Raw genomic sequence first — 11924 nt, 5'->3', positions numbered from 1 at the left:
TAGTATTAACAGACAATTTATTCAAGTCCGACAATCCTCCCCTTTCGCCCCCCAAGGCTTCAAAATCCCACGCCTTCGCCGGCCTCGTAAACAGGCGGGAATGCGGCTCAAAACGCACATATTCCGGGAAAAAGACCGGCCTCGAAACTTTTCCGGTCGCACTCTCAACAGGAGCGCATGGCCTATAAAAGGCGACTCGTTTTGCGCCGTCAAGGATTCGTTTGCGTAGCTTTTATGACCCCCACATCTTGTGTGTCACACATGTGGATAACGGGGATAGAAGCGGAGCGCAAGGAAGGGTCGGCTCTGGGTGGAGGCGCTTCGGCAACGACATTCACAGCACCTGAGCGATAGGCTATGCGCGACTGAGACTCAGGAGAACCTACGCGGATCGGCGCAGAAATGGGCGATGATCTGGCTGAGGTCGGGTTCGTTGACCATGCGCACAGCCTCGGCGGCGCTGACCCATTTGCGGGTGCGTGCCCGCTTTTCCTTCCACCGGTCGGCGACCTTGTCGACCTGCAGCGGGAAGACCAGGACCTCGCACGGCACTTCCTCGCCGGTAGCCAGCAGCTTGGCATAGAAATAGCGGCCGGCCTCGTGATGCGAGATTGTGCCGCTCAGGCCGGCCTCCTCGCCGGCTTCGCGTGCCGCCGCTTCGCTAAGCGGCTCCTTCGCTTCCGGCCAGCCCTTGGGAAGCACCCAACGGCCGGTATCGCGGCTGGTGATCAGCATGATTTCCACGCCGTCCCCGCTATCGCGCCAAGGCAACGCTGCAACCTGAAGGCGGTACGGCACCGCGCCGAAGAGTCGCCGGACCCTTTCGGCCTTATGGTTGTGCGTCGTTGGCCTCGTCAACATCGGAGAAGCTTGCCCCAGCTTCCAGAATCATTTGCCGTCTCACGAATCTTACGGCTAATTATAAGCAATGAAAGTAAAAAATGTTTCACGGATCGGCCAGATTCCGTCAATCTGCGCCGATCTCAGCCTAACGGCGCGACTGCAGCAGCGTCGCGCCACGCCTTTATCGGTGTGCGGAGGTCCCCTGGGCGGACTCGGTGCATCAAGCGGCGTTGCCGCGAATCAGCCGGCGTGGTCGTCGGCGATCGGCTTCTGGTAGGTGAAGCCCATGTCCCAGGGAAAATAGATCCAGGTGTCCTGGCTGACCTCGGTGACGAAAGTGTCGACCATCGGCCTGCCTTTCGGCTTGGCATAGACGGTGGCGAAATGCGCCCTGGGCATCATCGCGCGCACGATGCCTGCCGTCTTGCCGGTGTCGGTGAGGTCGTCGATGATCAGCACGCCGGCCCCGTCATCGGCGAGCAGCGCCGGCGTGACCTCCTTCAGCACCTGCAACTGTCCCTGGCTGGTATAATCGTGGTAGGAAGCGACGCAGACCGTCTCGATGATGCGGATGCCAAGCTCGCGCGAAATGATGGCGGCCGGAACCAGGCCGCCGCGCGTGATGCAGACGATCGCCTTCCATTGCCCCTTGTTGGCGCCGGCAAGCCGCCAGGCGAGCGCGCGCGCGTCGCGGTGGAACTGGTCCCAGGAGACCGGGAAGGCTTTTTCGGGCAGGGACATCTCTCGCGCACTCCGCAAAGCGCGCATCGCGCGCAGACACTATGGAATGCGCGCGGAATTAACTGGAAAGGCTTGGCTTTGGCAAGGGCGCGGCAAAGCGATTGTCCTGCCAGCTATCCCTGTGAACCTACCGCGACAGGAAAGCCGCCACCGGGGCGGTGCGCAGCACCGTTCGCGTCACCCCGCCGAACAGCAACTGGCGCAGCCACGAATGGCTGTAGGCGCCGAGCACGAGCAGGTCCGCACCCGACTCGGCGACCCTGGTCTGGATGATGTCGTCGACCGAGGCGCCGCCGGACCTCAGCACCGAGACGCTGACGGTCGCGCCGTGCCTGGACAGCGAGGCGGCGATCTCTGCGCCGGCTGTTTCCGGCGCCTCGTCGAGCGTATCGGGCGGGTCGATGACGACGATGTCCGTCTTCTCGGCCTCGATGATGAAGGGCAGGGCATCGAAGGCCGCGCGCGCGGCTTCCTTGCTGCCGTTCCAGGCGAGCAGCACGTGCTTGAAGCTGGTGACGAGCGGACCCGAATGCGGCACCACCAGCACCGGCCGGCCGGCATCGTAGACCAGCGTGTCGACGTCGGCGCTCGGGTCGCTGCCCGATTCGCGCTGCGCGGCGATGATCAGGTCCGCGGTGCGAACGGTCGAGATGCCGGTCAGCGCACTGTCGCCGGAAAAACTCTCGAGACTGCGCCACTCGAACGACAGGCCGGAATCCTCGATGCGCCTGTGAAAGGCGGCCTGCAACTTCTCGGCGCGCTCCCGGTTCATATCGGCGGAAACCTGCAGGAACTCGGTGTCCGGAAAGCCGGTAGCCGAGGTGTAGGGCACGGGCAGCGCCTCGGCATGGATGCCGATCAGATGGCTCTGGAATCGGCTGGCCAGCGGGATCGCGCAGTCGAGGACGCGCTCAGCGTCCTGTTCGTTCTGCAATATGGCGACGATGGTCTTGAATCGCATGGCAGTCCCTCATTTCTTACGGCGATCCCATCCGTGACAAACGTCACTACGCGATGCTTGGTTCCGTCACACCGGCCGATCAGCCCACCCTGCTTGCCTTGGTCAAACCCGCCACCATAGCCTCTACGTCGGCGCGTGCGGAATCCAGTGCCTGCTGGCTGCGGGCGCGCACCACCAGTTCCGTCCAGAATTTGCCATCGCCATATTTCGGGTAGGAGCCGATGATCGTGTCCGGATGCGCCTTCTGGATGTCGCCCAGCGGCCCGCCGATCAGGCCTTCGCCGAACGGGCATTCCACGGTTGCCGACAGCATTTTGGTGCCGGCCCGCAATGTCGGCACGACATTGTCGAGCATCGCCTGGAAAATCGACGGCACGCCGGCCATGACATGAACGTTGCCAATGCGAAAGCCCGGCGCAACCGACACTGGGTTGTCGATATGGTCTGCCCCGTGCGGCATCCGCGCCATGCGCTTGCGCGCTTCGGTGTATTCGATGCCGCGGGCGACGTAGCTTGCTTCCAGCAGGGCGTAGGCCCTGGCGTCGTATTCGCATGGGACGCCAAAGGCCTTGGCAACCGAATCGGCGGTGATGTCGTCATGCGTCGGGCCGATGCCGCCGGTGGTGAAGACATAAGTATAGCGGGTGCGCAGCGCATTCACCGCAGCGACGATCTCGTCTTCCTCGTCCGCAACGATGCGCACTTCCTTCAGGTCGATGCCGATCGCCGTCATGATGTCGGCGAGGTGGCCGATGTTCTTGTCCTTGGTGCGGCCGGACAGAATCTCGTCGCCGATGACGAGCATGGCGGCGGTGACGATTTCGGTCATGACTGGCTCCGGCAAACGGGTCGCCTGAGATAGCGCGGCAAACGGCCGGCGGCAATGCCGCCAAACGACGGATCTACCTGTGCCACCTCCCTTGCAGTGCACCCGTCGGCGGGTGATGCTGCGTGCCGGTTTGGAGCCCTGAGCAAGACATGCCGGCATCGATTCTGCTATGGCTACCCGGTGCGCTGTTTCTGCTGGCGCTCGTCGTGGCAGCCTATCCGATGCTGGTGACGCTGCGGATCGCGGCGAAGGCCGAAAGGCTGGTGCCGGCCAGTGGCAAATTCATCGAGATCGACGGCAACCGCATCCATTATGTCGAGACGGGCGAGGGGCGGCCGATCGTCTTCCTGCACGGCCTCGGCGCGCAGCTTCATCAATTCGGCCATACGCTGTTCGGACGGTTCGGCCCGAACTATCGGCTGATCGCGCTCGACCGTCCGGGCTCCGGCTATTCGGTGCGGGCCAGGGGCGCCAGCGGACGGCTGCCCGAGCAGGCCGAGATCGTGCGGCATTTTATCGACGCGCTTGGGCTGGAAAAGCCTCTGGTCGTCGGTCATTCGCTGGGTGGCGCCATCGCGCTGACGCTGGCTATCGAGCATCCAGAGGCGATTTCCGGCATCGCCTTGCTGGCACCGCTGACCCATCTGGAGCCGGACGCGCGCCAGAAGTTCGGCCCGCTGTACATCAAGTCGCCGCTGCGGCGCCGGATCATGGCTCATACGGTGGCGATCCCGGCGGCTCTCAAATATGCCGAAGCGACGCTTGCCTTCATCTTCGCGCCGCAGACGGCGCCGGCCGACTATATGGTCGAGGGCGGCGGCTGGTGCGGGCTGAGGCCAAGCCATTTCTATGCAACGTCGACCGATGTCGTGGCCATCGAGCACGACCTTGGCCGCATCGAGCAACGCTATCGCGAGATCACCATGCCGGCTGGCATTCTGTTTGGTGCTTCCGATCTCGTGCTGGGCATCGATATTCAAGGCTGGCCGGTGATGGAAAAGATCAGGGGGCTGCATTTCGAGCCTGTCGAGGGGCTTGGTCACATGCCGCAATTTGTCGAGCCGGAACGGGTCGTCGCTTTCATAGAACGCATTGCCGACCGCGCATTTGCGCCGAAGTCCGACACCGGCAGCTGACACCCTTCCGCAACCTCGCGCAATCCTCACGCAAAGGTGTGCAAGCCTGTCTCCGACGCCAACGCCAACACGAATGTCAACGATCAATACTGCGGCAAGTAACCGGCCGTAGCCTCGGCCGGCAGGGTGCCTACCCCAGGCATTCCCGGCCGCCGGGAATACCTCCGAACCCAATCACGATGCTGGCTATTCCTTCACGGCTCCGGTCATCGAGGAAACATAGTGCTCGACAAAGAACGAATAGAGCACCACGACCGGCAGCGAGCCGATCAGCGCTCCCGCCATCAGCGCCCCCCATTCATAGACGTCCGAGCGCACCAGCTCGGTGAGCACGCCGACCGGCACAGTCTTGTTTTCGGACGACTGGATGAAGGTCAAGGCGTAGATGAACTCGTTCCATGACAGCGTGAATGCGAAGATGCCGGCGGAAATCAGGCCCGGCACCGATAGCGGCAGCACGATCTTGGTGAGGATCTGCCAACGGCTCGCCCCGTCGATCAGCGCGCATTCTTCCAGCTCGAACGGGATCGAGCGAAAATAACCCATCAGCAGCCATGTGCAGAACGGGATCAGGAAGGTCGGATAGGTGAGGATGAGCGCGAACGGCGTGTCGTAAAGTCCAAGGTTGAACACCATCACCGACAGCGGAATGAACAGGATCGAGGGCGGTACGAGATAGGCGAGGAACACCGCGAGGCCGACCTGCCGCGCCCCGGAGAACCTCAAGCGTTCGATCGCATAGGCAGCGAACACCGCAGCCAGCAGCGACAGGAACGTGGCGGCGGTCGAGATGATGATCGTGTTGAGCAGCCAGCCCGGATAAGACGTCTCGAAGAGCAGGTAGCGGATATGCTCGAGCGTCGGATGCACCACCCAGAACGGATTGAAATTGGCGTAGTCGGTCATCTCGAGGTTGGGCTTAACCGCCGTGATCGTCATCCAGTAGAACGGAAACAACAGCACGATGACGAAGATCAGCAACGGCAGGTAGACCGTCACCACGCGGCGCGGCAAACTCTGCAGGTAGCCCATGCCGCCTTCGTCGAGTTCCGGGCGTTTGCTCGTTTTGATCGCGGTCATGTCAATCTCCGCCGCCCTGCTGCCATTTGCGCCGCTGCAGGCCAAAATAGCTGAACAGGATCGCCGCCAGCAGGAACGGGATCATGGCGACTGCGATCGCCGCGCCTTCGCCAAGCTGGCCTCCGGAAATGCCGCGCTGGAACGACAGCGTCGCCATCAGATGCGTGGCGTTCACCGGCCCGCCGCGCGTCAGCACATAGATCAGCTGGAAATCGGTGAAGGTGAACAGCACCGAAAACGTCATGGTGATGGCGATGATCGGCGTCAGCAGCGGCAGCGTCACATAGCGGAACAATTGCCAGCGGCTGGCGCCGTCGAGCGTGGCGGCCTCGTAGAGCGACTGCGGAATCGTCTGCAGGCCGGCAAGCAGCGTGATCGCCACGAAAGGAATGCCGCGCCAGACATTGGCGGCGATGACCGAAGCCCGCGCATTCTCGGGATCGCCGAGGAAATTGATGCGATGGTCGATCAGGCCCATTTCCATAAGCGCCCAGGACAGGATCGAGAATTGCGAATCGTAGATCCACCAGAAGGCGATCGCCGACAGCACCGTCGGCACCACCCAGGGCAGCAGGACGATCGCGCGGAAGAACGACTTGAACGGCAGGTTCTGGTTGAGGATAAGCGCCAGCCACAGGCCGAGCGCAAACTTCAGGACCGAGGCGCTGATCGTGTAGAGCAAGGTGTTGAAGACGGAGAGCCAGAAGACGGCGTCATCCCACAGATATTCGTAGTTCTCGATACCGATGAAGATGCCGGGGCGGCCGATGCGGGCATCGGTGAAGCCGAGCCAGACGCCGAGCCCGAGCGGATAGGTCAGGAAGACCAGCAGCAGCGCCGCCGCCGGCAGCATGAAGCCGAAGCCAAGCGCGTTATGACTTTCGGACACGAACGTCAGAATGCGCGACAGCGCCGACCGGCGTGGCTGAGCGGCAGCGGAGGTCACGGCCATGGGTCGGCTCCTCTAAGGTCTCATTGAACGGCCGGGCGGCCATGCGCGATTCGAAGCCGGGCAGCATGGCTGCCCGGCTGAACCCGGCTCAAACGCGATAGTAGCGGTTTGCGCGCTTCTCGGCTTCTTCCATCGCTTCTTGCGGCGTCGCCTGACCTGTCACCGCCTTGGCGAACATGTCGACCAGCACATAGTCGGCCATGGTCGCTGCCGAGGCATAGCCAAGCGGGCCGGCATAGCCGTTGGGCCGCAGCGTCGCCGAGGCCTTGGCGTAGGCGGCATTGTTCGGATCGGCCGTCCACACCGGGTTGTTGTCGAAGGCTTTGAGCGTCTCGCAGCAATAACCTGCCGACGACGTGATCCACTGCGACATTTGCGGATCCTCGAACATGAACTGCAGGTAGGCCTTGGCGGCGTTGGGGTAGGGCGTGTAGTCGAAGATCACGGCCGTGGTCACCTGGAACAGCTCGACGGATTTTCCGACCGGTCCAATCGGCAGGTTGGTGGTGCGAATGTCCTTGGCTATTTCAGCCAGCTTCGGATCATTGTCCTTGTTGATCTTGGCCGTGTTGTACGCGGAAATCCCATTGGCGATGACACTGACTTCGCCGGCCAGGAAGGCGCGGTTGTTATTGACGTCGAGCCAGCTTTCGGTGCCGGGAATGAAGGTCTTGTAGAGCTCCTGCGCGTATTCGATCGCCTTGAGGGTCTCCGGGCTGTTGATCGTTACCTTTCCGCTCTCGTCGACCATCTGGCCGCCATGGCTCCACAGCAGCCAGTGAGCGTAGTTGTTGCCGTCGCCGACGCCGTGGCCGTGCGTGAAGCCGGCCGGATGTCCCTTCGCCTGCAGCGCCTTGCAAAGTTCGAGCAAGCCTTGAGTGTCCTTGGGAAACTCCGAAAAACCCGCTTCTTTCACCCAGCTCTCGCGGTAGACGATGGCATTGCCGATGGTGGCGAGAGGCAGGCCGAGGAATTTGCCCTCCCGCGTCGCATACTGGTGCGGTCCGTCGTACCAGCCGCCATATTTCGAGCCCAGATATTCACCCAATTCCGTCACGTCGTGCAGCTTGTCGGGATATTGATGCGGGTCGTCGAACCAGACCAACATGAGATCCGGGCCGGAGCCGACATTGGCGGCGACCGCCGCCTTGGGGCGGATGTCCTCCCAGCTTTCCTTGTCGACGCGAACCTCGACACCGGTCGCTTCGGTGAAGCGCTTGGTGTTGGCCAGCCATTGGTCCTCGTCGCCCTTCACGAAAGGCGACCAGCGCAACAGCCTGAGCTTGGCGCCGTCCTCGGGCTTGTATTTCAACCCCTCCTGGGCAAAGGCGGGAGAGCCGATGAGCCGGCTTCCCAAGGCTCCCGCCGCCGCACCGGCGGTGGTGCGGATCACGTCGCGTCTGGTGAATTTCATGCTCGCTTCCTCCTGCTTATTGTCATTACCGTCCTACTGCTCGATGGATGTTTCGAACCGCTGTCCGGTTTTGCCGTGAAAGAGATGGATGAGGCCAGGCTCGGCCGTAAGCCGGATGGTTTCGCCCGGCGTGAAGGAATGGCGTTCCCGGAAGTTTGCGACGATCTCCTCGCCGCCGGCGGTGCGGCCGATGAGCTGCACTTCGGACCCTGTCGGCTCGACCACCACGACGGTGACCGGGATGCCCTGATGGTCGGACAGCCGTAAATGCTCGGGCCGTATCCCCAGCACGACCGGCTCACCATTGCCGATGGAAAGTGCCGAGGCCAACGGGACCGAAATCCCTCCGGCGCCGCGAAATGACGGCGAGCCGTCGCTTACGATCTCGCCCCTGAGCATGTTCATGGCGGGCGAGCCGATGAAGCTGGCGACAAAGAGATTGTTCGGCCGGTCGTAGAGTTCGAGCGGCGGCCCGATCTGCTCAACGATGCCGTCATGCATGACGACGATCTTGTCGGCCATGGTCATCGCCTCGATCTGGTCGTGGGTGACGTAGACCGTCGTCGTCTTCAGGCGCTGGTGCAGTTCCTTGATCTCGGCGCGCATCTGCACCCGGAGCTTGGCATCGAGATTGCTGAGCGGCTCGTCGAACAGGAAGACCTGCGGGTCGCGCACGATCGCCCGGCCCATGGCGACGCGCTGGCGCTGGCCGCCGGAAAGCTGGCGGGGATAGCGGTCGAGCAGCGGCACCAGTCCCAGGATTTCGGCCGCGCGCCGCACGCCGGCATCGCTCTCCGCCTTGGGAACGCCCTTGAGCATCAGCGAGAACGCCATGTTCTCGGCGACCGTCATATGCGGGTAGAGCGCATAGTTCTGGAAGACCATGGCGACGTCGCGCTCCTTTGGCGCAACGTTGTTGACGACACGTTTGCCGATCGCGATCTGGCCGCGCGAGATCTTTTCCAGGCCGGCGATCATCCTGAGCAGGGTCGACTTTCCGCAACCCGAAGGACCGACCAGCGTGACGAACTCGCCGTCGTTTATATCGACGCTGACCCCGTGCAGGACCTCGACGGTCCCAAATGATTTGTAGACATCGCCGATTGCGACAGACGCCATCGATCTCCTCCCGATTGATTCCTGCAACGACTTCGAAGGAAACCGCTTTCCTGCCTGGCCCGCGACAGCGCCCAGGCTCCTCCCCAGTCACGCGCGATGTGAGACGGTAGCGCTACCAAACCGACCTGTAAAGCACGCCGGCATCACTGGGATATCGACACACGGCTAATCCGAAACCTCGGTCTGCGGCCGGTCGCGGCCGTCGGCGAGCTCGTCATGCCATTTGCCGTCGGCGTCCTCGTACTGGATGCCGTCGGTATTGCCGGCGACCTGCTGTTCGGCCGAAGCGATCTCGGCGGCGCGCAACGCGTCCTGATGGGTGGGGAACGTTTCGGAGAATGTCGAGCCGACCTTGTAGGCCCAGCCTCCGTCATGCTCGACGATCTTGTAGGTCAGTTTCGCCATGAAACCCTCCGGTTGAAAGCCCGTTGCCTCAATGCAGCCTATCGTCGGCCAGTCTGTCGTCTGGCAGCCTGTCGTCTGTGACCAGCACGTCCGATTCCCTGGCGGCTTCGATCAGTGCCCGGCGCGCATCCGCCGTCGAACGATAACCTTCCAGCACTTTTAGGCAAGTGTCGAGGGCATCACGATGACGCGGCCCGCGATTGAGTGGCCAGACCGTCATCAGGCACTCCGCCGCCTCCTGGGCGCTGCGGATCTGCCGATATTTGCCGACATGGCCGAGTTCGACCACGACCGGCTTTTCAAATGGCTTGCTGTCCATCATCGCCGCCAACGCGGAGCGGCCGATTTGGTTGCAACTGCTATTTTAGCTCAGGCGAAAATAGCTCAATAGCCGCAGTCGTTGCGCAGCCAGCGTGCATTCGCCCAGCCGGTGCGGCCGCCGAAATCGACCTTGTACCAGCTTCCGCGGCGGTCGAAGATCTCGGTTTGGTCGCCGTTGAATAATTGCCCGATCATGCGCGACGACGAGTTCGGTCGGGCTCGAACGGCGAGAAAGCCGCTTCCCGTTGCCAGATTGTAGTGCCTGGAAAGTCCGTGCACCGTACCTTCGCAATATTGCGCCTCGGCCGGCGTCGGTGCGGCGAACGACAGCCCGGCCAACACCGCGGCGGCAGCCGCAGCATAAATCCCTCTGAAAGACATGGTTTCGCTCCCCCAGCTCAGCCGCGCCACCCGCAGCCTTTGCGCATCATACAACGGCAGAGGATCAAAGCGAAGCTGTGGCGCGCCTTGGTAGTGTCTCAGTTTGAAAATTCTCACATGAAAAAGGCCGCTTCTGGAAGGCGGCCTACCGGCGACGGGAGTCGAACCGCAGTCTCTCTAAAGACATGGTTTGCCATGGCCTTACCATTCGGGCGAACGCCGGCTTGCTCTATCTATCAGGCCGCACTCTTGTTGTTACTCCCCTGCACCTTCCAGAGTGACAAACACTAGCGGCACTTTCTCCGCGCTTGCTGTGGCCGGCTGCGGGACATGCGTTATCTCGGTCACCGCATACATGGCCAGACTATCGCCTGATGGCATGTGTACCCGGTCACCTACTACAGGCATTGATGCGAACGTCCACATCGTTGCTTCGTTTTCAATTCTGACAAGGCATCGGACCACCGCTCAATCACTCCATGCTTTCCGGTAAGCATATAGGAGTTCGGCGCGTGGCGCGACAATCGGCCGATGCCTAATAGCAGCCCGTCAAATTTCAAACTGAGACACTACCCGCGCCTTCCGGTGAGACGAGAACCCGCCCCTTCAGCTCGCCGCTTTCATCCAATGCTGCATCGTCGTCACCGAGCGGGCAAGCTGCGGCGCCGGGTGGATTTTTTCGCCGAAGGTGGCCGCGGCGCGCCAGCCCCAGCGCGGATCGGCGAGGAAGGCGCGCGCCAGCGCCACCATGTCGGCGCGCCCGTCGGCGACGATCGCCTCGGCCTGTTTCGGATCGTCGATCAGGCCGACGGCCCGCGTCGGGATGCCGACGGCCTTGCGCACCGCTTCGGCCAGATGAACCTGGTAGCCGGGCCCGGAGGGCAGCTTCTGCAACGGTGAATTGCCGCCGCTCGAGCAGCAGAGATAGGCGACGCCGGCTTCCTTCAGCGCTTTTGCCACTTCGATCGCATCCTCGACCTCGAAGCCGCCATCGACCCATTCCTTGATCGACAGACGCGCGCCCAGCATCAGCCTGGGCACCGCCTTCTTCACCGCCTTGGCGATCTCGACGGCGAAACGCATGCGGTTTTCCAGCGAGCCGCCCCAGCGGTCGGTGCGCCGGTTGGAGAGAGGCGACAGGAACTGGAAGATCAGATAGCCATGCGCGGCATGCAGCTCGATGAAGTCGAAGCCGGCGCGCTCGGCCCGCCGTGCCGCTTCTGCGAAGCGTTCGATGATTTGCAGGATCTCGTCGTCCTCCAGCGCCCGCGGCACCTGCCAGCCGGTGTCGTAGGCGATGGCCGAGGCCGACACGATCGGCCACGGATCCTGATCGGCATGCAGCGGGCCGCCGCCCTCCCAGGGTTTGCGGTTCGAGGCCTTGCGGCCGGCATGGGCAAGCTGCGTGCCGAATTTCGTGCCCGGTGCGGCGACACGCTTGGCTGCATCCAGCGTGCGTCGCGCCGCCGCCTCGTTGTCCTCGGAATAGAGGCCGAGACAGCCATGCGAGATGCGGCCGCGCCGTTCGACATCGGTCATCTCGACGGTGACCATGCCGGCGCCGGACATCGCCAGGTTCATCCAGTGATAGAGGTGCCAATCGCTGGCCGAGCCGTCCTCGGCCGAATACTGGCACATCGGCGCGACCGCGATGCGGTTGGGGAAGGTGAGGCCGTCGAGGGTGATCGGCTGGAAAAGAGATGAGGTCATAAAAAACTCCGGAAAGGGTTGCCGCTATTTAT

The 11924-nt window shown here is 62.6% G+C and carries 13 protein-coding genes; 1 reads left to right on the top strand and 12 read right to left on the bottom strand.

Going from position 1 to position 11924, the window contains the following annotated elements; all coding sequences use genetic code 11:
* Window positions 1-372: 372 nt before the first annotated feature.
* The 4 genes from NKI59_RS03720 to NKI59_RS03705 all read right to left on the bottom strand — a co-directional run bounded on the left by NKI59_RS03720 (window position 373) and on the right by NKI59_RS03705 (window position 3374).
* Window positions 373-861, bottom strand: coding sequence for an NUDIX hydrolase (locus NKI59_RS03720; RefSeq protein WP_352702423.1), 489 nt, complete (start codon window positions 859-861; stop codon window positions 373-375).
* A 222-nt stretch (window positions 862-1083) separates the two neighbouring features.
* Entirely contained in the window at window positions 1084-1584 is a 501-nt protein-coding gene (gene gpt / locus NKI59_RS03715) for a xanthine phosphoribosyltransferase (protein ID WP_352481145.1), read from the bottom strand.
* Window positions 1585-1711: 127 nt separating this feature from the next.
* Window positions 1712-2545 carry a universal stress protein gene (locus tag NKI59_RS03710; protein WP_352702421.1) on the bottom strand — a complete coding sequence of 278 codons (834 nt, stop codon included), beginning with the start codon at window positions 2543-2545 and terminating at the stop codon, window positions 1712-1714.
* Window positions 2546-2624: 79 nt separating this feature from the next.
* Window positions 2625-3374: a competence/damage-inducible protein A gene (locus tag NKI59_RS03705; protein ID WP_352702419.1), complete on the bottom strand. Its 750-nt coding sequence runs from the start codon at window positions 3372-3374 to the stop codon at window positions 2625-2627.
* Between the two features lie 149 nt (window positions 3375-3523).
* Here NKI59_RS03705 and NKI59_RS03700 point away from each other — a divergent pair, with 149 nt between their 5' ends.
* Window positions 3524-4510: an alpha/beta fold hydrolase gene (locus tag NKI59_RS03700; RefSeq protein ID WP_352702417.1), complete on the top strand. Its 987-nt coding sequence runs from the start codon at window positions 3524-3526 to the stop codon at window positions 4508-4510.
* A 186-nt stretch (window positions 4511-4696) separates the two neighbouring features.
* Here NKI59_RS03700 and NKI59_RS03695 read toward each other — a convergent pair whose 3' ends face one another.
* The 8 genes from NKI59_RS03695 to NKI59_RS03660 form a co-directional block, all read right to left on the bottom strand.
* Window positions 4697-5590, bottom strand: a complete 894-nt coding sequence (locus NKI59_RS03695) for a carbohydrate ABC transporter permease (protein WP_352702414.1) — start codon at window positions 5588-5590, stop codon at window positions 4697-4699.
* Window position 5591: 1 nt separating this feature from the next.
* A complete protein-coding gene (locus NKI59_RS03690) occupies window positions 5592-6443 on the bottom strand; it encodes a carbohydrate ABC transporter permease (RefSeq protein WP_502894452.1) in 852 nt (283 codons plus the stop codon).
* A gap of 187 nt (window positions 6444-6630) precedes the next feature.
* Window positions 6631-7956, bottom strand: a complete 1326-nt coding sequence (locus NKI59_RS03685; RefSeq protein WP_352702410.1) for an ABC transporter substrate-binding protein — start codon at window positions 7954-7956, stop codon at window positions 6631-6633.
* A 33-nt stretch (window positions 7957-7989) separates the two neighbouring features.
* Window positions 7990-9075, bottom strand: a complete 1086-nt coding sequence (locus NKI59_RS03680) for an ABC transporter ATP-binding protein (RefSeq protein WP_352702408.1) — start codon at window positions 9073-9075, stop codon at window positions 7990-7992.
* A gap of 165 nt (window positions 9076-9240) precedes the next feature.
* The gene (locus NKI59_RS03675) at window positions 9241-9480 is read right to left on the bottom strand and encodes a DUF2188 domain-containing protein (RefSeq protein WP_023674770.1); all 240 of its coding nucleotides are present in this window, start codon (window positions 9478-9480) and stop codon (window positions 9241-9243) included.
* A 28-nt stretch (window positions 9481-9508) separates the two neighbouring features.
* Window positions 9509-9802: a DUF982 domain-containing protein gene (locus NKI59_RS03670; RefSeq protein WP_031211240.1), complete on the bottom strand. Its 294-nt coding sequence runs from the start codon at window positions 9800-9802 to the stop codon at window positions 9509-9511.
* A 62-nt stretch (window positions 9803-9864) separates the two neighbouring features.
* Complete coding sequence (locus NKI59_RS03665) at window positions 9865-10182, bottom strand: SH3 domain-containing protein (protein ID WP_352570878.1); 318 nt, start codon at window positions 10180-10182, stop codon at window positions 9865-9867.
* Window positions 10183-10788: 606 nt separating this feature from the next.
* Entirely contained in the window at window positions 10789-11892 is a 1104-nt protein-coding gene (locus NKI59_RS03660; RefSeq protein ID WP_352570880.1) for an NADH:flavin oxidoreductase/NADH oxidase, read from the bottom strand.
* Window positions 11893-11924: the final 32 nt, after the last annotated feature.

It is taken from the genome of Mesorhizobium sp. M0598, assembly GCF_040320865.1.
In the GTDB taxonomy this organism is placed as follows: Bacteria; Pseudomonadota; Alphaproteobacteria; order Rhizobiales; family Rhizobiaceae; genus Mesorhizobium.
The sequence above is the reverse complement of the archived record's forward strand: the minus strand, read 5'-3'. Positions and strand labels throughout refer to the sequence as shown.